The organism is Legionella lytica, assembly GCF_044626755.1.
GTDB classification, from domain to species: domain Bacteria; phylum Pseudomonadota; class Gammaproteobacteria; order Legionellales; family Legionellaceae; genus Legionella; species Legionella lytica_A.
Genome location: NZ_JBGORX010000001.1, coordinates 830,357 through 854,145, shown reverse-complemented (window position 1 = coordinate 854,145; position 23,789 = coordinate 830,357). Strand labels below are relative to the sequence as shown.

Sequence of the window (23,789 nt, the reverse complement as noted above, 5' to 3'; positions counted from 1 at the left end):
AACGGGGCTATAAAGAGTATCATTCTGGGTTGGTTGGTGAAACCTACATTGATGGTCTAACGCTAGACTCCTCTTCTACCTGGTTCACATTGGCAATAGCTTTTTTGCGGTTTAACTCGATAGTGTCCATAACCACTGCAAAATTTTCTAATAAAACCCTCGCTGCTTGAATGTCAGATAGTTTGATGGGCTTTTTGGTAATAGGATCTTTTTCAAGCCGATTCAGCGTAGACAAATCATAATAGGCTTCTTTATACCCAACAGGAATATCATTGAAATAATCTCCCATGATAGGATCCATAAATTTCTCAAGCAACATTTCTTCTTCAGAGCTTAATTTACCCAATTTTCCGACACGCACAGCGATTGACTCCTGCTGGGTTCGGGTGAGTCCATCAATATAGGCTTGAGTATATTCTGTATATTGATCTGCAATAGGGGCTTGCGGTGACGAAGATGAAGCAACTGGTACGTTTCTCACAACAACTCGCTCGACAACGCGTTCGACCTCAACAACTCGTGTTTCAGGAATAGACCGCCCCATATTATGTTGCGTATAGCTAGGGCTTTGTGCTGCTAGAAGCTCACCTGCACAATAGATTTCAGCCGTAACACTGCCTCTATGGATGGATTTTATGACATCTGTGTGAGGTCGGTGTGTAAAATATACTTTTCCTTGACCATACACGGTTAGTTTTAAATCTCTTGCTACTTCGCCTTCAATGGTGAGTATCCCGGCACCATCTTTGAATATCTGGCATTTAGTACCGATATTTCCTTTGATAGTTAGATTACTTTGTTCCGAAATATTTATTCTGACATTGTACCCAACAGCCCCATTGATGGTTGTTGAGCCTGTGTCTTGTCGAAAAAAGTTCGTGTCATTTGCAATCTCATCTAGCTCGACATTATCTGAACCTTCGTGATTGATTCTAAGTCTTCGAGAACTCCAAAAAAAGTCAAACAGTCCCATTACATCTCCTTATTAAAGGCCGGATAAAAAAATCGATTTTGAAAGCTAAAAGAATAAAATGCAAGAAATTTAAGCGCTTAAGAGTAGGTTATTTTAAAAAACTAAATCGTCGCTTGGATGGTGGGGTAGCCCTAATCCCGGGAGCTAAACTCAAATCCCTGGACTAGGACGGCATTTTACGCGTAAGGAAGAACTAACACGGTTGTACCTACATCAATGAATTGTTCATTTAACCACTTTGCAGCACCCGGGAGAACACGAATACACCCATGGCTAGAATTTGCTTTCGGAACCTCATAAGCCGCATGAATTGCATAGCCATTATGGAAATGCATGCAATAAGGCATCTTCGCCCCGCCAATTACATGTCCATCTTTAGCGATAGGGTACTCATTGGATTTACAATCAGCGCCTTTCTTATTAAAAACAGCATAAGTTCCGGTTACTGTTTTACATTCTTCTTTGATGTCATCACAGTAATTCATTCCACCTGATGCACTGCCCGTCATCACTCGATTACCTTGAGCATCATAAGCGGCCCAAGCGTATTTTTTAGGATTAAATACAAATAATTTTTTACCTTTTACATTCCAGGTTTTAGGAAATGCTTTACGTCCTCGCATATCATCCTGGTAGGGGGTTGTATAATGTAGGCCTCCAGCATCATCTGTAATTACGTCTTGTTTGGCGCATGATGCCGCCATTATTCCTGATAGAAGTATTAGTGGTATCGTTTTTTTCATTATTAAACATCCCTATTAACAAAAAGATGCCTTTATCATACGTCCTTTTGCTGTAATTAGGGAATAGTTTTATATAAATCAATTGCTTGCGAATGAGCATTTTTTAGTACGCGTACATTATGCACAATAGGAATAACTTCTTGCATTTAACAGTAGAACCTATAACGAATAGATGCCATTATTCAAATAGCTTATTTTTAAGGAGAACCCTATGTTGGTTAAGGATTTATTCATTAATATCCCTGAACGAGCTAATGCATCAAAAACTCAGATACATATACGGATAGTCAGTGAAAATGAGGACAGCCTCAATGTGATGCCCTACGTTTTTATGCTTCCTGGTGGACCTGGGGCTAACCATTCACACTACAAAGATTATGAATGCCTTCATTCAAGCGGCAATATCGTATTTTTTGATCCCAGAGGATGTGGGTTGAGTGATAAAGGGGAGCCTTCATCATATACTATGGAGAACTACATTCAGGATGTTGAGGTAATTCGTCAGCATCTTAATCTGGAACAAATAAATTTATTGGGCAAATCATACGGAGCAATGTGTGCCTTAGGATATACCCTGACTTATCCTGAACATGTTTCTAGCTTGGTTTTGGCTGCAGGCTCTCCAAGTTTCAAAAATATTGAGTCCGCTCGCCTAAACCTTAAAAAGAGAGGCTCTATTGCTCAACAACAAGTTTGTGAACAATTATGGGCGGGAAGTTTTAATAGCGATGAAGACGTTGAACACTTTTTTGCGGTTATGGATACAATGTATTCCTGGAGAAAAAGACATAATCTTCCAGTAAATCGCCCCGCACCAGAGCATGCGTTTTCATGTGAGTCATTGAATCAGGGATTTGGTGGGTTTTTGCGCACCTTTAATTATGAAGAGCGCCTGCATGAGGTAGGATGCAATACGCTTATTCTGGTTGGTGACGAGGACTGGGTTACTGATAAAAAGCATTCTGAGCTTATGGCCAGCAAAATCCCCAACACTCAATTTATCATGTTTCCTAATGCAGATCATTCAATGGAATCCGATGTTCCACAAGAGTTTTTTTCAAGTATTGAAACCTTTTTGAAAAAGCAGTATGAAAAAAGAAATCAATAGCATTTTTTAAAGAGGAAGGGGATTCAGAGAAGGAACAATTGAATGTGGATGCAGATAAAATCACGGCTAACTCATATTTCATTAAAACATTTCTTGAACTCCCAAGGTGTGGCTTTGAGAGCCTCAATCACATTTAATTGCAGTCATTAATCCACTATTTTGTGAATACTGTGGCTAAACCACGGGAATTTGGGAGGGGGATGATGAGGTAATTTTTAAAGCCCCGATCGCCGTCTTCATTGCTCTTGCAATAAAGATATATAGCCCGCAAGAACTCGGGCCAGCAGTGATAATTAAGTATCTCTCCTGCGATTCTAAGACCTACTTGCTAAAGCGATTGGCTTTGGCTCATAGTGATCATTATATTGCTCAATGATCCTGTCCAATAGACCTTTCACTATACTGTAATTTTCGATTCTTTTTACATCTGATAAAACTTCTACCTTAAAAAATCCAGCCCCTCTCGTAATTGGACCAGGATTTTTGCTCAAATCGTATTCTAAAATTTTAAGTACTAATACAACGGCCTTTAATAATAGCTTATGCTCTGTAACTTCTTGAATATTTTGTAGGTAATCATTAACCGATTCAAGTAACCTCTTTTGTAGGCCATCCACTCCGGTAGTCATGAGCGAATAAATTGATTGAAAATTTAAGGAGGTGGGTAAATCCGCCAAGGCATTTTGTAACCGCTTTAAGGAGAGTATTTCTTGGTCGCTTAATTCTCTGTTTATAATAAAATAATCTTCTTCGAGATTATCATCCTCTTGTTCTTCTTTCTTTTCGAAATCGTCGTATTCCTGTTCTTCTTCGACATCCTCTTCTTCCGCAATGTCTTGTAAGATAGTTCCATTAATGAGGTGGGTAATTAACTGTTTACTCACGCTTATCGTCAGTGGCATTTGCCCCGTTTTACATTGATATTTATCTTTAACATCATCATTATCAATTGCTGTTAAGGGATTGGTTTTTTTTAAATAGTTAAGGACCATCCTTTCCGTTAAGCTCATAAAACTTCCTTCATTACAAGTTAAGAATTTATTTGTAGCATAAAAAGATAAGCGAGGAAATTCTTCGAGGTCGTTAGTAGCCTCTCAAATACAATCCGAATTTCCGCGCTTTTGACCAGGGATCCAATGGATGTAGTGAATCCGCAGAATTTCGCTGTTAAGCTAGTTTTTAGCTTGAGGGTCATGGCTATGCCAAGCATCGGAACAATAGTCTACCTTATTGCTTTATTTCAAAACCACAAGCATTAATTCCGGCAGAACATATATTCGTGGATTTATCTTGTTGCCAATAGGAACCATAAGCGCGAATTTTCTGATTAACTAATGGAGATAATTTAACGGTCATCCATAAATTAGTCCCAGGTTCTTTAGGATTACTCCATTGGTAATAGCAAGATAAATTACTGTCTTCGGTGATTAATGCTTGCATAAAACCTATTTTTTCTGGGGCTGGCCAACCATGGTAATCGACAACCCAATCCACTCCATTAACATTAAAAGCACCAGGATTTGATTGATTCGCTGCAACTTGCTCAGGGGCTGGACAAAACCAAAGTTGTTTCGGTTTGGGATGGAGCCAGTTTTGCACATAATCAGTAATCTGTTCTTCGCGGTTAAGGGCAATAATTAATCCGACAATAACTAAGATAAGGAGAGCGTATTTACGTTGCATTTTTAATCACTCAATTTACTGATATTTACAATGTTTTCCTAATATACACTTATCTCATTGTCACGTCTAATGGCGCAAACATAAGGGAAAATTACCTATTCGAGGATACGAATAGCCATTCTATTTACCTATATTAAATAGGCGTATTTGGTAAAAAGGAACTAAATCCCCTCCCGCTAAAGGCCGCGGGAGTTCGAGTTGCTTTCTTGTATCTTAAGTATTTTGTCGAGACGTCACTGGTTTATTTTCGGGCTGTTCATCAACATCCATCGCCGAAACACTTGCTCTCCCTTGATTAGCAGGTGTTATAAAAAATCCATTAGGATTCATCGCGGGGCTTAGGAGGGCTGCGCGTTGCTCCTGATGATATTGATTTAGATCGGTGACGAGTAAGGGATGATATGCTTGTGGGCGCTCTATGGAAAAGAGCAGTTCAATTTCCTTGGCGGTAATATGGCCCATTCTAGGAGCGTATTCATCAAGAAATCTAGAGCATAGGAAGGAAAAAGTATGTTCCGGCAGGTAGTCAATGTCAGTTAGTGTATTTTTGTCTTCAATTCGGACATAAATTTCTTGCAACAAGCTTTTTCTATCTGCTTCTGATTGTTGAGTGTAGAACGCATTGATGTACTCATTAACATAAAATTGAATGGATCGTCGAGTCAGGAAGGGGAAGTGGTATTCTGTTGCCGGTTCTAAGGCAATTAAGATCCTCATAAATGGGCCTTGATCACAGGAGGGGTTGCTCGCTTGGTCAATTAACTCAAGGAGCAAAATATTCAAAGCCTCTTCCTTATCGGTGATTCTAAATGGCTCAGGTGACTCTTGTTCTGTTTTCGCATAATAAGCAATCGCACAAATTAAATGTAATAGTTTTTTTGCATCCTTTATACGTTGACGTTGTTGGACGGTGGTTGTGGGCGTTTCTACTAGTTTGGCGCGTCCTATAATCTGATTGAGATAGCCTTTTACTAACATATAGGGTTTCATGCTCTCGAGAATTGGCTGGCACTCCGCATCAAAACCAGTACCTCGAGCTCCGAATAGATAGGAGGGAAATTTGAGTAAAAACTCCCTGCTTTTTTTCTCTAATTGTTTTTCTACAACTTCAGCCTCTTTTTGCGGAATCAATTGTATAAAAAAATCTTTTCCCTGTGCTATTTTTTCCATACGTAAGGTTTCGGTATCTCCTAATGCATTCATCCATGCAGAATAAATGAGCTCAGAAAACTCATGGTTTTCTCTGCTATGTATTGCCTGAGCTTCTTGTGTGGGGTCCGCATTAAATTTTATTAACAATTGGGTACGAATTTCCTCAAAGGTTTTTTCTTGTGGTGTATTTTGCGTTTTATGAATGCAGTGATTATAAATAGCATCCAATAGCGTTTGGGTTGCTGCATTTAATTGAGCTCTTTTTTGTAGGTTCAATTGCCATTCTGCAATTTCTTTTAAAAACTGTTCAGGAAGGATTACTTGCTCATTATCGCGTATTTTTTCTAATAGGTAAGCCAATATTTCCGCCGCATCTTGGGCTAAGTTTGGCAAGGAAAATAGTTTGCTATAGGTGGTAAATAGATTGCGAGTTTGTTCCGGTTCTTGTCCCGACACGCGCACCTCTTGAGCTAGATGATTAAGCCAGCTTGGTTCCAGGTTGCTGAGTTGGTCCATTAATGGACAGAGGTCTTTACTCTTAGGGCCTACTACATAATGCATTATTATCAGGGGGAATAGTGCTCCCAAACACTCTTTTTTTCTGTTTTTTGAAAGACTATATGAGCTAATAAGTGTAGAGAAACAGTGAGGCACACTCGCCTTATTCTCTAGTTCCATTTTGCTGACTAAACTAAAGAGAATACGCGAGATGGGGAAATAAGATTGCGGTGAAAGTAGCGTGTCCTCCGGAATGATATTGATTAATTCCGCATTAAATTGGGCAAAATAGCTCAAGGTTGTGCCAGGAAGGGTTGTGAAGGGTTGGTTATTGGCAAGATGAATTAATGTCCAATAGGAAAAATTAATTAAGGATTCAACGGATTGCGATAGTTCGGTTGCACTTAACTGGGTAGCAAAGTGAGCAAGCGCTTGTTTTATCTCAATCAGATAGCTTTCAGTGAGAACCGGAAGAGGGTAAATGGGAGTAGGCGATACTGTGCCTGCGCCAAGTCGATGTGCCAATAAAGGATTGGTAAATTGATACGCCAGTAAATAACTTTTAAATAGTTGTTTCGGTTCCCCTTGTTTCTCTTTGAGTACATTCCACAGGTTGGTTAATTCGCCATAACTTTTGCTTTTAAAAATCATGACGCTTACGCCAAAGAATAATCCAGCGGCTTCAGTGGCATTGGCTACTAGATATTGTTGTAGCCATTGAACAGTAATTTGAGGGAGGGCGGCTTGTTGTGGTAATGGTGCTGGTGGTTGTAATCCTGCGGGTAATCCGGTTTTAAGCTGTTGGGCAAACAGTGCATCCGCGGGGGTGTTTAAGGGTTCAGGTAGCCGTGAGATGCAGTAAATTATTTTTTGAATATAGACTAGGTCTTTTTTAAGGCTAGAGTTACATAGTCTATTTATTTCTTTTAGATTTGGCCAGCTTTGGGTTTTTTCAATAAGCTGTTGGAATAGCTCGAGATTAATTACAGGATTACTAAGAAATAATTGCCATGGTTGAACATAATGAGAAAAGCTGCATAAATCACGATAGCACTCATCACTAACAATTTCTTGATAGATTGCTAATAATTGAGTTGGCTCTGCAGTGATAGAAAAAAAACGCGAATTAAATTCGGCTTGAGAATAGGGACGAAAACCTTGTTTCCAATAATCAAATGTTGCAATAGGAGCAATCGCATAGAGCAAATCTAAAAAAGTAGCCGGATAATAAGACTGAATATTTTTAGTTTTTAATTGCTCCCCCAATTCCCCGGGAAAATACTCGGCTAGAATCTCTGCTATAGGGAGGTATGGTTGTAAAAAGGTGATAAATACATAAGCATAATTATTGACAAGCTGTTGTTTGATTTCCGGTCTTTCTGTCAATAAATTTAAGTTCTCGTAACCGATGCAGTTAAGAATATTTTCAATGATACTGTAACCACCAGTGGGTAACCGCTCTTCTTGGGTAAGCTGGATAAAATATGCTTCTATTTCATCAACTGTCCATTGCAAATAACCTTCACGATTACGAACTTTATTGATATGAACCATGTGGCGATTATTTACAAAGGGACAAATTAATTCGATAAATTTATCTATTGGTAGGTCTGCATTTTGCATCGATTGCTTGAGCTCAGCTACTTCTGTTTTAAATCTATTAAAATCAATTAGATTGGTTGAATAGCTATGTAATAAAGTGGCAATAGTTGTTTTTAGGGTTGTGGGTGGGGGAGCAATTTTCCTTTTTTTGACTTCGGGTTCGCTTTTAGCCATGTCTTGGGCGGGTTCAGGGTTTGCTCTTTTTTTGTTTTTCTTTGTAGCGGGTGATTGGGGCTCTGCGTCCGTGGTGACTTGATTAATGCTTTGTTCTAAAGGAGTTTGCATGGAAAAGCCTTTTCATCAAATATAAACACGATATTTTAATTTAAAATGTTATTTTAGATCAAATAATGATCATCAATATCATAAATGAGTCTTTTTTTATATGCAAAAGCGCATTGGCGGAGGATAATGAGGTAGTTATCAAATTAGCAATTGTGTCTCCCAATAAAATTCGGGATAATAGACAATTAATACTCATTTGATCCTCAAACATGCTGAACATTCTAAACGATGTTGATTTAACTCCCTTAAATACATTACGCTTAAAATCAACAGCGTCTTATTATGTTGTCTTAAATCAAGTCGAACAATTAGAAGAACTTAGAGACGTTCTTTCTAATTTCTCAAAGTTCTTTATTTTGGGAGGGGGGAGTAATTTAATTATACCTGCCCGATATCAAGGCCTAGTTATTCATAATGAGTTACGTGGAATCACTATTAGGAAAGTTGGCCAAGAACAGATTGTGACGGCAATGGCTGGCGAGAACTGGGATGCATTTGTGGCTTATTGCACCAATCAGGGTGCTTTTGGCTTGGAAAATTTAAGCTTAATCCCAGGTACGGTGGGGGCTGCACCTATTCAAAATATTGGTGCGTATGGAGTTGAGGTTAAAGATTTTATCAAAGAGGTTTTGGTATATGATCTTCACACTGCAAAACTGGTTATTCTTAGCAACAGCGAATGCCAATTTAGTTATCGAAACAGTTTTTTAAAAAATAATTCGCGTTTTATAGTGATTAGTGTCAGTTTCACTTTATTAAGCGAGCCCAATCTTAATGCTAATTACGGCGATGTGGCCCAAAGACTTTCATCTTTAACGAATCCAATACCGTATGACTTGCGTAATATAATCATTAGTATTCGTCAAAGTAAATTACCTGATCCCAATGAGCTAGGTAATGCAGGGAGTTTTTTTCATAATCCTATCATCCCCAAAGAAACTGCACATGAGTTATGTATTCAGTATCCTAATTTACCAACATTCCCCACGCAGGATCCTGAGAAAATTAAACTATCCGCAGGGTGGCTGATTGATAGTTTGGGCCTGAAGGGTTTACGACAAGGCAATGTAGGTATTTACCCGCAGCATGCATTGGTTATGGTCAATTATGGTGGTGCTTATCAAGCTGAACTATTGGAGTTTGCTGATTCGATTCAATCAAAAATTAAAGCTCATTATGATGTGGAACTTAATATTGAACCCATTATTTTGGATTGAAGTTAATGGTAGTTTTATTCTGGTAAGTAGAAAAAAGACAGATCATTAATATGAATGTAGAAAATGAAGCTATGACCTTACATAATTGATGTAAAAAAGCCGTGTTGCATTAGTTAGTTGAATCCGCCCTCCTGTTTATTACATTAAGTCTGATTATCAAAATAATCAGACTTAAGTGTCCCGTCAATCATCCTTCTGAATTAATGCTCTCTTGAGTTATAAAGCTCAGTTTCAAATTCCGTCTCACTTTATACTTTGATTACATGGCAAGAACCAATCTTTATAGCAAGTATTGTCACGATCTGGCTTCGAGCTGTTAAAAAATACGTGGAGCAGAAAATCCCTCATTAATCGACTTAATATATAACTTGAGATCGAAACGTATTCTTAGCTAACAATAGAAAAATGGTGTGGTAGATTTGACTATGATAAGGGGTGAAATCTTTCCCTTCAGAGAACGTTTTCCTATATACTCGCTTCAAAATTGGAGAGAAGCATTTGAGAATGTTTCTGCTTAGATTGACCCGCTTAGCGGTGCCAAGGTACTTTTATAAGGATATAATTCATGAATAAAAATCGTTTAAAATACATAATTCTTGCGGGATTAGTACTGTTAAATCCAGTCTATGGTGGTATTCCTGTATGGACGTTTACCCAAGTCTCCGGATATCCCCCCTCAGTGAGAGTAAGCAGCTCACAGACAACGACCATCAAATACCTTTTGACCAATCAATCCCATAAAATACATACATTATGGATGAAGCCTATTCAAGGAATAACCTCATCAGGATGTATCTCCCCTTTGAATTATCAGGAAAAATGCATTTTAACTCTGGATGTAAAAGGGAGCGATTTAAAGGGGGACATAATGGGAGGTCCAGAGGTATGCGAGCGGGGTAATCCCAATCAATGCTATCGACCAAGCCAGGCCGACAGTTTAGTCATCCGACTAACGCAAAGGCCTCCTGGCACAGCTACTTTAATACCCAGCACATCAATACTGGGACTTTCAATCAATTGCCAGCCCGCTTCATCTTGTATGACCACGCAAGATGCAGCACTCACGGGCAACCCAAGACAAATAACTATTAAAAACACAGGCTCTGCTCCTGCCACCAATATCTCAGTTAGCGCCATTAAGCTTCCTTCAGGAACGAGCATCAGCAGCACAACATGTACGGGCTCACTCAATGAGGGGGATTCCTGCATGATTACTTTAACACCAGGCTCGATAGCCAGTAATGATTCAAATAACGCTGCATGTACAGCTGGCACGCAGCCAATTGCTGGTACGGTGATGATTAAGGCAGATGGTGGTGTTTCCAGCCAAGTAAATATCTATGTATTAGGCTATGGGTGTCAGTACCAAGGTGGTTTTATCTATTCGATTAATGACACCACCTTAAAAACCGGAAGTATAGGCGGTAAAGTAACTGCTCTTGTTGATCAAGCAATGCCTGCCGTTCTCTCTGGTCCTTTAAATCCCGGCATTATTTGGAGTTCCAATGGGAATGGAGTGGGCAATTTAAATGTGGATTACACAAGCATTCTGGGGATTGATGAAACATCGACTACTACTGCCCCCTCTCCCACCGTACCCTCTTATCCGGCTGGCACACCACCCTATAGCGCATGCAACGGCAGTACCGATGGCTCATGTAATTCGAGAAATATTGTTTCTTATTATAATCACATTCGCAGCAGTGGAGGAAGTGCACCTACCCCACTTAATTATTATGCGGCAGGCCTATGCGTACTCTATGCCATAGACTCGAATGGTAATACTCCATGTACAAATGGATCTTGCTATAATGATTGGTATTTTCCGGCAATTTGTGAGATGGATGCTAAAGATCTCTTTATAAGTTGTCCTAATGGAACTCAAAGCATGGTAGGCAGCCTTTCTTTCTTGATTGGAAACTCCAATGCTCCCTCCCCAAGCACCTCTTGCTCCCCGCCCAGCGGAACTACCTGCCTTGCAGGACTTTATTGGAGTTCAACCGAAGATTCGAACGCTCCACAGACTGATGCAAGATCTGTAGATATTGATACGAGTGGCGGTGTTCAAGGCGGCAGCGATAAGTTTGTTTCGATTGGAGTTCGATGTTCTCGAGCGTTAAGTTATTAGACTTTTTACCTGCTTTGCCCCAAAGCAGGCAATCAATATTAAGTTTTACTTAATGGGTTTGGACGGCACCTTCCAGTAAGCTTTTGTTAATCTAGGAAAAAGGGGCTTTTGAATTTTAGATACGAAGATCCTCTTCTGAAATTCTTAAAGTCTCTATTGGCCGTTTCATTGCTTCCCCAGCTCATTATTATTAATAACAAGCCAAGTATATTCTCTCGTAAATAGATAGCTTGCAATTTATTTTGTTGCCATTGCAGTGAACATTCACTTCACAACAATCTGCATTTGATTTATTCGTAATTCGTCGTTTTCCACCATTTTTGATTCATGGAGTTGTTGCTTCATAGCCATAGACCGTTCAATATGAGCATGCTGGTTGTTTCTGCTGTCATGTACTTGGGTATGTTTTTCTTCATGTTGAATTTTCTTTTCTTGTTTGATGATTTTATTTTGTAGCTGACGTTGCTCGGTTCCGTTGCTGTTAATTTTATTTTCACATTGATGTAGCGACAAGCGGTCTTTTTCTATTGAGTGTTCTTGTTTGGCAATTTGTTGTTCCATTTCTCCTATGGAACTTAATCGTGAGTTTAAATCTCTTTGTTGTTCTTGAATGGTTTGTTCTTTTTGACCAATCATCACCTCAGTATTGCTGATTACTTCTTTTTGGTGGCTAATCTGTTTTGTAAGTTCTTGAACTATAATGTGGTTGCTTGCCTCTGCTTTCTTTAGTTGCCCAATATCTTGTTCGGTATGCAGGATTTCGGTTGCTAATTTTTCGACCTTTTTAGTTTGTTTTTCAATCTCGTTATTTATCTCGTCATTAAGGACTATACCCTCTTGGATTGATTGTACTTTAGTGCTTTGTTTCCCGATGTCTTTTTCTAAACCATTTACTTTGACTTGTTGATTTTTAACACCTTGCTTTTGTTGTTCTATGCTGTTATCTAGTTGAACAATTTCGGAGTTTAATTGCTCAAGCTCCTTTGTTTTTTGTGCAACAAGGGTGTTTTCAGTTTGGTTGGAAGCAGAACCAAACATGGAGTTGAAAAAAGAAGTAATGGCCTTAAAAATCCTGGTTATAAATGATTTATTCTTTTCTTTTTCTGCGCTTTCTTCTTGCAATTGACGGAGCTCTTCCGTCAATTCAGTTTTTTTAGACCCTAAATCATCTCTTGTATCTTGATGATTTTTAAGTAAAATTTCATTGGATTTTAATATGGAGCCTTCTTTACGATGCTCTTTCTTTAACCCATCAAGAGTGAGTTTTTCTTGTTGCAGTTGAGTTAGGCGTTCCAGTTTAATACGTTCTTGTTGATGCTCTGTTACCAATCCTTCAAGATTAGTTTTTTGAGAATCAAGTTCTGCAGACATTGATGAAACGTGCTCTAATTCGCTCTCTAATTGGTGTAACTCATTTTTTTGAACTTGGATTGCTGTATTAAGATGATCTAAAAGCTCAATTTCTTGAGTTAATTTTATGTCCATTTGATTGGCTGTTTCTTTCTCTTTAATGAGCGCAGTAGAGACATGATCTAATTGATTTCTATCAGTGCTTAGTTTTTTCTTTATTTCTTCAAGTTGGCGTTTATTCAGTTGCATCTCTTCTTTGACTTTCGCTAACTCTGTTTGCAGCTGGATTAGTTGCCCCTTCTCAAAATCGAGTCGTTCTTGATTGGGAGTTCGGGTTGTTCTCTGAGTTTGCTGGATAGGCCCTGGCTTTTGGGCTTGCACGCTTTGTTGTGCTGCTTCATGGTTTGGAGCTCGGTGAGTACCGCTTTGTATATTGTGGTTTACAGGCATTTCTTGTTGAGGTTGAGGTATTCGTTGTTTTGCGTTAATTACTGGCGCTTTAGTATCTGTTGATGATTCGAGTTCTCTTTTTTGATATTGCTTTCTTTCTTCGATTAATTTGTTATTATCTTCATATTCACTAATAATTTTTTTAATTAACTTAAGAGTTTGATCTTGGCCAAGCCCTGTTTTAGATGAAAAAATACGTTTGTTTTTTTCATCTGTTAAAAACTCATTTAATGCCGGAATTAATTCCTTGCCTTTTTTTATGTCTGAAATTAATTGAGCCAGTACTGCAATTTTCTCTTTTTTCCCTGATTTTTGTTCCAGTTCATGTTTGCGATGCTGTAGTTTTTCCAGAGCAAAATCGGCAAACACATCTGCTTCAACAACTGTTTTATCTTGGTCAAAGTTTTTGAGAATCTTTTTAACCATGGCCTCTTCAGTTTTGTTTATATTGGCCCGGCTGTTGCTCATGGTATAATTCGCACCTAATGCTTTAGCGATATCTGAACACAGCATTTTTGCGCTGTCTTTAATACCAAAGGCACCGATGGTATTCCCAGAGGCTGATTCGTGGATCTTTAAGGTATTGAATAAATGAGAAAATAGTTCGACAAATTGTGCCCTTTTTTCTGGGCCATCATCATAGCTGGGCAATTCATTATATAAACTGTAATAGGTTAACATCGCGTTATGATAGAGCTCTTCAAGTCCGGTGCGGTCTTTACCACTTTTACAATTGGTACTGACGTTACCTCCTGCTGCTTCAATAAGTATGGAGGTAAGGGCTGTTTTGAAGGCGGCTTTATTACGGTCGTCTAAATTGGGAGATTTTTTTAATGCTTCTAATTGAGCTAAAGCTGCGGTCATTATCTTCATTTGAGGATGATTACTATCAACCCCCGCTTGTTGAAGATTTGTCATCAACCCTCTTGAGTAATTCATTACTTCATTGGTGTATTTCCAGTCAATAATTTGTGCTTTGCGGAAAATATTAACGGCATCATTACCAAAGGCAACTTGGAATTTATCTTTATATCGAGGATCTTTAGCCAAAAGCTCGATGGCAGCTCGTTGCGCATTGATCATTTTGTCATCTGCAAGGCCTAGTAATGGGCTTAACAAGCTTTGGCTTGCAATCATAATTCTACCAGGTAATTTAGCATCTGGGGTTAATCCCCAATGGGCACGGAATCGTTCTTCAGCACCTTGTATCTGATTTTCTATTAATTGCTCTGCATTTTGAATGGTTATCTGTTGGCGTTCTTTTTTGGGGACTTCAATGGCATTGAGGGTGGCATTTTTGGTGCTTTCACTCTGTAATGCTCCATCAATAAAAAAATAGTTTTTTCGAGCATTTTTCATTTCCAGGGCTTGTTGCATGGCAGAAGTTCCATAGGTTTCTTGCGCAAATTTAGTCCATCCATCAGCAGACTTAGTCGCCCTTTTCACTCGATCTTGATACCAGCGTTGCTCTTCTGGGTTGAGTTTTTGAAACCATTCAGGTTTTTTAGAGTCTAATACTCGCAGGTATTCTTTTTTCTGGGCTTCTGTTAATTTGGCATCTAAAGGAATATCCATTTGAATCAGGTTTTTCTTTCCTTTATCGGTAGTCACTGTGCTTTCATTAATAATAACCCTGCCTGCATTCATCTCAGAAAGAACATAACGCTCATAGCCTTTGATGATTCTCACTGCTTCATTATGACTTTTTATCTGGGTGTTGCTATTTAAAATGTTACCTAGCTTATTAATAAACTCATTGGTTTCATCATAGGTATTCACCTTCTGGTTTGGGTTTCCTGCTTGTTTGAGGGCTTCTTGAATCGATTCATTTACTAGCTGCTCTATTTGAGCGCGTATCGCTTTTAATTGGTTCTTTCCCGTGACATGTTGGCTTGCATAGGCTTCTAATGTTGCAGCTAAGGCTACTTTTCTTAATAAAAGTGAATTGACACTCACCAGATGAAGTTGTTCACTGGATAAATTTATTGGTCCATCAGCTTTGATGTATGTAACAGGAGTTTTTCTACCATCTATTTCAATTGTTTGTTGTTGACAGGTAAATGGAGGATGGGGGTATTTAGCTAATTGTAAGTCATCAATGAGCTTTTTGAATGGAGCTTTTAGACTGCCGTTACTCTCTGCTGTTAATTTAGTTGTTTTAAGATCCGGGTGTCTGGGGGGGGCTGATTTCTTAAATTCAGATTGTGCTTTATGAAGTACGTGTTCTGCGAGTATAGGCATAATTCACTCGATTTGTAAATAACCATTATGTATAATTATAGACCTCAAAAGACTTCGGGTTGCTAAAAAAAGAACATATTTGTCGTTATGAGGCCATTCTGTTTACCTTGTCGCTGAGTTAGTATGATGGCTGTATGCAAATCAATTGGGATATCAGTATGATGGGTAAATTTTTCGATGATTCTCCACTTTATGGCCCCAAGCCTACGATTCGTTATTTAACTGAGGAGTTGCGGGGGGATGCATGGGACGTTGTGAAACAAAGCGGTGTCCGTATTAAGGAGGCCGAGCTTGCTCAATATGCACTTAGTTTGGGTGGCGAACATTCATTTAGGTTTGGGGTAATTGCTCTATCAAGAAAGGAAATTATTGGTTTTGCTTTATTTAGTGATTATGAGGAGGAGGTATTCTTAAATCATTTGTATGTCTGCCCGGGCAAAAGATTTCAAGGTGTTGGTTCATTGCTTATGAAGCGGGTTCAGCAATATGCTGGAAATCGTGAAATTTCCTTTATTGATACGAGTAATAATTTTATGCCTTGGATGAGTGTATTACCTGTCGATGAGCGGGCTAATTTAATTAACGCGCTGGGGTCTTTTTATTCACGGTAAGTGCAATTGCAATAATACCGAAATGAACTGCTGTTCAGAGCACAAGCACCGAGGGGTTCGAAGCACGGCCCCTGTATTTCTCGCTGTTTCGCCCTTTTGCTATAGTTTTTTAAAGCCAAAATAACACAGCACAATGCCTATAATTGCATCAATTGTCGCGCCAATGTAATGGATTGTTGCCGTATAGGTATATAACATTGCTGGGTGAAAAATGATACTCGCTCCTTTAAGTAAGGTTAGCCATGCGATGAGTGTAATGATTACTCGCCAATCCCTCACCCAAAGATTATGAGTTAATACGAGTAAAATACCGATAATCAGCGTAAAAAAACCAGTCACAAACAAAAGCGGTTCATTCTTTGTTATCTCATTAACCAAACTGACAAAAGAATTCATGTTGATAAACATAGATAGACTAACGATAAGAAGGTAGGCTCCTATGGCTTTGGCCAAAAAACGTGAGTTATCCATTTAAAATTCTCCTACGCACTCAGCTAAGAAATTGATTTTTCAACCCTTAAGCTACCTTTAAGTATAGCATAATTCACGTTTCATGGTCTTTTGTTGAACAATTTCAAGACAGCATTACTCAATAAATCGTGCATTGGGTACAATCTGTCTAATCCAATCTTGTACGGCACTAACTCTTGGGAACCATGAAATATCACCATAGGCAGCATCGCCATTTCCATCGGAATTAATTCCTGCAATGACCCAACCGGTTTTTATGTAAATCCATGCAGGCCCTCCGCTGTCTCCTGAGCCCAGAATACCAATAAGTGGGGAAACAGGCATGGTTATACCATGAGTCGTGAGCGGATTGCGTATTGAGCCATCCTCCTTGGGTAACCAGGTACCTAAATAATTACCCGCATCACCTGTTTTCGGGGTTGGAGTTTGGGCGTTTACTACAGATTCAATCAATCCTTGGGCAGCAGCAGGCTGATTACCTGTGTCTAGGGACGTATCTTGCCCCTTGGTGCCAGTTCCACGCCAACCATAACCGATCATGGTTAGCACTTTACCTCGCTCTTCGTTACCTTTATAAAGCGCAGGTTGTGTACCTCCTGTAGTTACTTCTTCTTTTAAACGTACAATAGCCAAATCGTAACCTGTTCGATCATTGGCATTCGCATTCCACAAGGGATGTAAAAAAACCGCTTCTCCGTAATACTCTGTGCCATCAAGGGTTTCATAAGTGTAATCTGCTGCTTTAGTGCCTGAGGGAAACATATGTCCGGCAGTTAAAATATAGCCATGCCCATTGTAGTTACCTATCCATGAACCGGAGCCATCCATAGCATTTGATTGCAGAAAAATTAATGAGCTAAATTGGGGAGCCCAAGCAAGTGCTTCGGCTTTTTTAAAACCTGATTTTTTATAAGTACTATCAAGAATAATTACGGCCCAACTCGTGGTTGTTAGGCTTAAGGATAATATGATTATTGAAAGTCGTACTAACCCAGTCATTGTATTGCTCCATGAGGTTTGCAATTCATCCATTATTTATTCAATCATAGTAATCCGTCAGCCCACTCGCAACTGTTCTCATTGACTCTTAAGCGTAATCTAACCTATGATAATGTCGCGCTTTTGAATCGATTTTTTATTTTTTAACAATAGGTTACAAAGCGATCTGGGGACTTGGTTCCACTACTCTAATTTAGCGATTATATTTGTAGGTTGGGCATGGGGCCTAATAATACTACCTTAAGTAAAACACCCATTATGCCTACGTCAGACGGCTTTTGTCCGCGTGCTCCAGAAGTTCTCTGGATTCTGCGAACACGTCGCGGAATGTAGATGCAAAAATGCCTTAAGTTAGCGTCATTTAGATCATTTCCACCTGCGAAACTCATAACTTACGGATAACTTATGATAAAATATTTAAGGAATTTTAGTGTCGTTTTGTCGCTGTTGATTTGCCACAGTGCTTTTTCTGTAGGTGGTTCGTTTTTTACTATTTCTGCGACGGGGACCCCGACGAACCTAAGTGTCACCTTATGCTTAAATGGTAAAGGCGCTGTGTCATGTCAAAATTATACTGTCTCTGCCTTAACATTAAAAATACTGACAACCCTACGTAATCGTAACTACCCATTCGCGGGAATTAAAATAAATAACCCTGGTTACGCCCTTTCAGGATGTACTCAAAATAGTAATGGCTACTGTCTCTTTTCCGTGAGTAATACTACTGCAGCAATTCTTCCTATCACACCGCCGACATGTCAGCCAAGTGTCGTTAATTTCACCCCATCAGTCGTTCAAGTTAATAATCCAACAGGTAACGGTGCTAATCCGGCTCAGCAATTTACGGTTAGCATGACCATGTGCAATTCTCAAGGAAAGGCCCTTATTCCTTCGGTTAATAATCCTATTCATGTCGATGTTTATGGCGCACCTCATGGGGCAATCTGGCCTACTTCAACGACGACGAGTACAGGGACTGTAACATTTACTTACAGTGGTCAGGCATTCCCGAATAATATTTCCCTCAATGCCTGGATTAGCGACCAGACGAATAATGGTGCTGCGCTTGGTGTCATGCAGGTGTTAAAGAAAAATAAGCCATCCTCTTGCGCTTATGGTACTACGAGTTATCATGTGCCTTTGTCACAAACACTACCCTATGCGTTAAAAATAAAGGCTGATGTAGGCTATAACCAATATGACTCTACAGGGACTTTTGCTGGTTATACGATTGATACAGGTTCATTGGGAGTTGTGGTACCCACGAGTGAGCTGCCTCATAACGGCAACGTAATCGGACCGGGTGCACCAGGAGTTAAATATTATAACAGTAGTGGCAATACTTATTCCGGTAATTATTATTTGGCGCCTGTACGTATTAAAACATCTACAGGGACTGTACAGACTCAGCCAATTATGGTGTTAGGGATCGATAAAGCTTATTGTGTAGGGCCAGCAGATAAATCATGTCATACGACCCCGCCTACACCCGATTTACATTATATCGGTGTTGGTTTTAACCGAAACAGCACGACCTCCAATGATTTATTTAATTCGCCAACGGCAAATGCTTTTCTGCATATAACCAACGCGAGTAATGGCACAGATATGAGCCCTGGTTATTACCTCACACCTGGGGAGGTAAGCTCCCGGCCTGACGGTTTAATTTTAGGTATTACCTCTACTGCAGCAAGCTATAATGTGGTTGATTTAACACCCAACATGGCAATTCCTGGTGACTTTAATGCGCAATCAGGTTGTTATAGTTTTCCGGGATTGCCAACGGCTAATCAGTTCTGTGGGACCGCCCTGCTCGATGTGGGCATTGACTCGATGTTTATTGATTTACCCAAAGTTCAATGGCCCGATGGCACCCATGGTGCTGATAATTATGTACCGGCAGGTATCGATATGTCTGTGTCAATGGGGTCTTTGAGTACGCCCGCGATGAGTTACAGTTTTAGCACAGTTAATGGCAGTGTACCTCCCATTGATAGTCCTACTCCAGTGAGTGTGCAGTGGATTAATAGTACTGCCACGGGCATGGTTTTCATCAATACAGGAAGACGCCCATTATATAAATATAACTACTTTTATAATGGTCAGTGTGGGCAGGTAGGCTTTAAAGCTTTACCGTAAAGTATGGAGTTCAAGATAGACTGGCTGTTCAGCCAGCCTATCTCTAGCGTTGGGGCTAAGTCTGGATTGCACTTCGTTGTTTACAACGTAGGTTGAATCTGATCTGTAGGTGCTGTTGTTGTAGCCGTAATGACCACTTCTTCAGAAACTTCTTTAACTTGTTCCAATTGATCGTAATAAATTGCTTTAATATTACCAGGTTTGCATAATGTTTTATTATCATATTTCAAAAGCTTTTCAACAGCCTTGGGATTTGCTTCATTAAGCACATTTTTCATTTGGTCGAGAATTTGTCCTGGCTCCATTAATGCCTCAAATCGTTTAATTAATTGCTCTGCTGCAGTTGGTTGTTCCGCCGATTGTTTATTATGAAGTTCTTGCCATCTATTTACTGTCGCTGCTTTATGTGGCACTTCTGTAGACAAAGGGGCTGGAATAATCGTTGGTTTAGAGGGACACTCGGCCGCGTAAAGCGTGCTCACCTTATTTTTAAGTTGTGTCTGCTCATCTTGGTTCAGTCGAACCACCTTAGCTTCATTAACTCGAAAATTATCGCCAAAAATCTTGGCTAACTGCTGTGCTTGTGCTTCCGTTTTAGGCACAATTTGTAGGGAGACGGTCTTTTTATCCTCGCTCCATTGACGCCCAATATCTGCTTTTTCTTGATGGGGTCCATTTTTCGCATTGACTAGTCCCACAATACGAGGAAATACCTGTTTATCAGAAATAACATAGAGTTGGGTGCGTTCTTTTTTCTGTTGATATTTGTTTTCAACAGTATCGACAAGCTTATTGAGTTTTTCTTGGGATAAATTGCAACTTAAGCCTGTAGATGATTGGACCATAGGCAAGCCAAACTCCGTCCCTAAGGTCTTTGCAATTGAACTATTTGTGGTACTTAGGGTATAGGTCCCATTTTCTTCTCGTTTTAATTGAAAAGGAATTCGTCCGGCTGGCGGATCAATGTGCAGTGTCTTAAGTAAAACCTTAGCATCGTGATAGACGGCTGAGCTTGGAGAACAATACTTTTCTAAGTGATCGAGTAAATTCAGTTCTTGCTGAGTTAGCGGCATACGTTGCGCAAATACCGTCAAAATCTGCTGATTGTTTTTATGAGCTTGGGCCTGCATACCATCAACAAATTTAATGTAGTCATCAAGCTCAGCATAAGGCATTCCGTTTTTTACCGCCATCTCAATCATATCTGTTTTTATTTTGATAAAATATAAATCAAAATGGCTGACTTTCCCGGTAGCAAGATCCATACTGTAGACATCTACTAACGCCTGTATTTTGCTTGCATCAGCGTTCTTGCTTTTAATTGCTCCTAACTGTTTTAATAAGGCTTGTGGAGACGGCGTATTTTCTTCAATACGGCGTAGCTCCTGCCTCAAACGCGGAAAGCTTTGTATTATTTCTTCATCAGGATTTTTTCCGGTGATCATTTTTTTTAATAAATGAAGACCAACCATCCGCTCGGATAAATCTGTATCATAAAAAACACTGTAATTTCGATACATCGCGTGTCGTGCTACGCCGATTGCTGATGAGCCTCTAAACAGAGCAGGTAGGTTTGCATAAGGATTTACAAATGAAAAATCATCCTGAAGGCTTGCGCATACCCCTTCTCCTTCATATGGTTTTCCATAATCAAATCCATAAAAGGCTCCATCAGCAAAACCTTTATTTTGAGCATCTTTGCCGATGCCATCTCGGTCGCCCACGGCAATACCAAAGATTAAATTTTTAGCTAAGCCAGGAATCTGTTTGGAATGGGTTAGTGCTACATTTTTCTTATCAACCAGAACTCCATTGTAATCAGGTTCTCCACCATTATGAAGAAAACTGGTGAGTTCTTGTAAGCCGTTTTTCCAAGCACATGCTAATAAGGCATGCGCATCTGTTCCTCTATGATTAACCCACGCAAGCTCTTGTCTTTGATTTTGGGCACTAAAGATGCCGGCTAAACGAGTTCCAACAAACTCTCTTATTGCCTCTTTATTCGCTTTGATTCGTTCTTTTTGTCCTTCAGCATAATCGAGTTTATACATCCAGGAGCTTAATCTGTCATTCTTAGCCACCGCTTCTTTCACTTGCTCACAAAGCCATTCAATACACGAATGTACTTGCATGGGGCTATGAGGGCCTGGAACAAATGAATTAATAAATTGAGTAAATATTTTTTGTTTTTGTTGTAAATCTACCTTTTTAAGCGCTTTGTCTAACTCAGCGAGCATGAGTTTATCATTTGCTTTTTTTACACTTTGGGGATTGGCTAAAATTCGTTCCAGTTCCTTAAAGAAATTATCATCTAAATCAATAGCTCTAAATCCAGGTTCAACGCCACTAGGTTTTTGAGCATAACAAAACTGGTTTGGTCCAAACATAGAGCCCAATCGGCTATGCTCTTTGGTTTTACGTAAGGCACTCTGACCAATTGAACCTTCAGAAGGTGTTATTCTCGGTTCAACTTTTGGAGCCGAGCTTAGTGTGGGTGCACTTTGTGATAGAGAGTTACTCCCGGTTTGTTTTTTTTGAATGGGCGGCAATAGCGATTCGGGTTTAATCTCCGCTTGAGCATCGAATAAACGTCTAAGTACGCCATCATTTTTTAATTGATAGCGAGGATTAATACCTATTTCAACTCCTAAATACTGTTCACAAAGTGCCTTAATATGTTGACTCACTTTATTATTCGTACCTAATGAAGCATATTCAGTTGCCATAATGTCCAGCATCGTAATGATTTTTGCATCTTCAGATAAGTCACTACGAAGTAAGATTTCAGATAATTTCTTATGGACTTTTTGGGCTTCGGCATCCTTGGTAGTGAGCTCCCCTAAGGGTTTAAGTGCTTCAACAAGGACCACATATTCTTTTACACAATGGGCAGACGAGATAGTATTGGCAGTTTTTTTATAGCTGGTGATGGACTCCATATAATTCTGTGCAAACTGGCTCTCCAGGCTATAGGGCTGTCCTACCTCTGACTGTGGAGTTACTTTATTTGCCAGTTTCATGCGCTCAACGTACCGAGGGTCCAGTTGCATCCCTTCGAGCAAGGAATGATAAACTGCATCACGTAAAGCAGCCGAGTCATTGCCTGCATTCGTAAGTGTTTGCCAATCGGCCCCATAGTTGATGTTCCCTTGTCCAGGAAATCTAGGATTTGTGATTAAACCTTGGAGTGCCCGATAGCCACAACTCCAACTGTCTCTTTGTAAGTTATCGGTCACTGGATTAACATTTTTTACTGCTGCATTTGGGAAAGCACTATAGTGACCGTCTTGATAATTGATTGCATTCGTAAGAATAGCCCGCTCGTTTCCTCTCAGTGGCATGGAATCTTTATAATCTATGCTAATTGAATTAGTGGCAGGATTAACCGTTATCATGGCACAAGTCCAATGGGAACCTTGGGCTCGCAACGAGCCATTGTTGCCGCAATTGATGAGTAAAGGAATGGAATAAGGCACATTGCTATGTGCATGTTTTTCTCGCTCGAAATGCAAAATCATTCCAATATCGTTCGCATTCAAACGAGTTATATGCGTACTGTTTTTTATATTGAGCTTGATCAACATGCGCTCTAAATCAACTTCACCAAGCCATTCTGTAGCTCCTAGATCGCCGCTAAGTAATTTTTCTGCAACACCTAAATTATTATTTTGGGCGTGCAAATCACGTAAGGAACGATGGGCTACATTTTGATTTGCTTCTAACCAAAGCAAAACTGACTTTTTTTCATCAAATCCATTGGCAACAGGCGGGTCAGTATTGGTGAAGGCAATTTGCTTATCTAAGAGTTGTTTTAAAATTTTGTATTCCGCCACATAATCTTTCCGAGTCTCTGGATTATGGCTACCAATACCAGCGAGATTTAGGTTATTCCCATTATCGAGTTGATTAATATGATCAAGCGCTGCAGCCAGTTGTATAAAGTTGGCCCTATTTCCTAACCAGGCAGGATCAAATCGCTCTTTGAAGGTATCTCTTAGGTAGAGCTCTATAATCCGGCGTTTCTGGTCGGCATCCAATACACTTTTGGCATCGCTAGCTGATATCATTTCATCATCCTTGGGTTTTACATCATCCCTAAAACGTGAGGGAATTCCTGAAGAATCCTTTGTTCACGATTC

General features: G+C 39.6%; 14 protein-coding genes. 5 read left to right on the top strand and 9 right to left on the bottom strand.

Going from position 1 to position 23,789, the window contains the following annotated elements:
• Positions 1-43: 43 nt before the first annotated feature.
• Both ACD661_RS03545 and ACD661_RS03540 read right to left on the bottom strand, forming a co-directional pair.
• Positions 44-973, bottom strand: coding sequence for a head GIN domain-containing protein (locus ACD661_RS03545; RefSeq protein ID WP_400186347.1), 930 nt, complete (start codon positions 971-973; stop codon positions 44-46).
• A gap of 176 nt (positions 974-1,149) precedes the next feature.
• On the bottom strand, positions 1,150-1,716 hold the full coding sequence (locus ACD661_RS03540) for a L,D-transpeptidase (RefSeq protein WP_400186346.1): 567 nt from the start codon (positions 1,714-1,716) through the stop codon (positions 1,150-1,152).
• Between the two features lie 211 nt (positions 1,717-1,927).
• On the opposite strand from ACD661_RS03540, the gene ACD661_RS03535 reads away from it, so the two are divergent.
• On the top strand, positions 1,928-2,824 hold the full coding sequence (locus ACD661_RS03535; RefSeq protein ID WP_400186345.1) for an alpha/beta fold hydrolase: 897 nt from the start codon (positions 1,928-1,930) through the stop codon (positions 2,822-2,824).
• Between the two features lie 314 nt (positions 2,825-3,138).
• On the opposite strand, the gene ACD661_RS03530 is transcribed toward ACD661_RS03535, so the two are convergent.
• From ACD661_RS03530 to ACD661_RS03520, 3 genes are all read right to left on the bottom strand, one after another.
• Positions 3,139-3,834 carry a hypothetical protein gene (locus ACD661_RS03530; protein WP_400186344.1) on the bottom strand — a complete coding sequence of 232 codons (696 nt, stop codon included), beginning with the start codon at positions 3,832-3,834 and terminating at the stop codon, positions 3,139-3,141.
• 217 nt (positions 3,835-4,051) lie between these two features.
• A complete protein-coding gene (locus ACD661_RS03525) occupies positions 4,052-4,507 on the bottom strand; it encodes a hypothetical protein (protein WP_400186343.1) in 456 nt (151 codons plus the stop codon).
• Positions 4,508-4,720: 213 nt separating this feature from the next.
• Positions 4,721-8,044, bottom strand: a complete 3,324-nt coding sequence (locus ACD661_RS03520) for a hypothetical protein (protein WP_400186342.1) — start codon at positions 8,042-8,044, stop codon at positions 4,721-4,723.
• Positions 8,045-8,253: 209 nt separating this feature from the next.
• On the opposite strand from ACD661_RS03520, the gene murB reads away from it, so the two are divergent.
• Together murB and ACD661_RS03510 are read left to right on the top strand one after the other, a co-directional pair.
• Complete coding sequence (murB, locus tag ACD661_RS03515) at positions 8,254-9,261, top strand: UDP-N-acetylmuramate dehydrogenase (RefSeq protein ID WP_400186340.1); 1,008 nt, start codon at positions 8,254-8,256, stop codon at positions 9,259-9,261.
• Between the two features lie 565 nt (positions 9,262-9,826).
• Positions 9,827-11,389 carry a hypothetical protein gene (locus ACD661_RS03510; protein ID WP_400186339.1) on the top strand — a complete coding sequence of 521 codons (1,563 nt, stop codon included), beginning with the start codon at positions 9,827-9,829 and terminating at the stop codon, positions 11,387-11,389.
• 264 nt (positions 11,390-11,653) lie between these two features.
• On the opposite strand, the gene ACD661_RS03505 is transcribed toward ACD661_RS03510, so the two are convergent.
• Positions 11,654-15,430, bottom strand: coding sequence for a hypothetical protein (locus ACD661_RS03505; protein ID WP_400186338.1), 3,777 nt, complete (start codon positions 15,428-15,430; stop codon positions 11,654-11,656).
• 134 nt (positions 15,431-15,564) lie between these two features.
• Between ACD661_RS03505 and ACD661_RS03500 the strand changes: the two genes are divergently transcribed.
• Positions 15,565-16,041, top strand: coding sequence for a GNAT family N-acetyltransferase (locus tag ACD661_RS03500; protein WP_400186336.1), 477 nt, complete (start codon positions 15,565-15,567; stop codon positions 16,039-16,041).
• 99 nt (positions 16,042-16,140) lie between these two features.
• Here the strand turns inward: ACD661_RS03500 and ACD661_RS03495 are convergent, their stop codons facing one another.
• Positions 16,141-16,512 (bottom strand): hypothetical protein, encoded by a 372-nt coding sequence (locus tag ACD661_RS03495; protein WP_400186335.1) that lies wholly within the window; start codon positions 16,510-16,512, stop codon positions 16,141-16,143.
• Positions 16,513-16,626: 114 nt separating this feature from the next.
• A complete protein-coding gene (locus ACD661_RS03490; RefSeq protein ID WP_400186333.1) occupies positions 16,627-17,511 on the bottom strand; it encodes a trypsin-like serine protease in 885 nt (294 codons plus the stop codon).
• Positions 17,512-17,916: 405 nt separating this feature from the next.
• On the opposite strand from ACD661_RS03490, the gene ACD661_RS03485 reads away from it, so the two are divergent.
• A complete protein-coding gene (locus ACD661_RS03485; protein ID WP_400186332.1) occupies positions 17,917-19,650 on the top strand; it encodes a hypothetical protein in 1,734 nt (577 codons plus the stop codon).
• A gap of 80 nt (positions 19,651-19,730) precedes the next feature.
• Here the strand turns inward: ACD661_RS03485 and ACD661_RS03480 are convergent, their stop codons facing one another.
• Positions 19,731-23,717 carry a hypothetical protein gene (locus ACD661_RS03480; protein WP_400186331.1) on the bottom strand — a complete coding sequence of 1,329 codons (3,987 nt, stop codon included), beginning with the start codon at positions 23,715-23,717 and terminating at the stop codon, positions 19,731-19,733.
• Positions 23,718-23,789 lie beyond the last annotated feature (72 nt).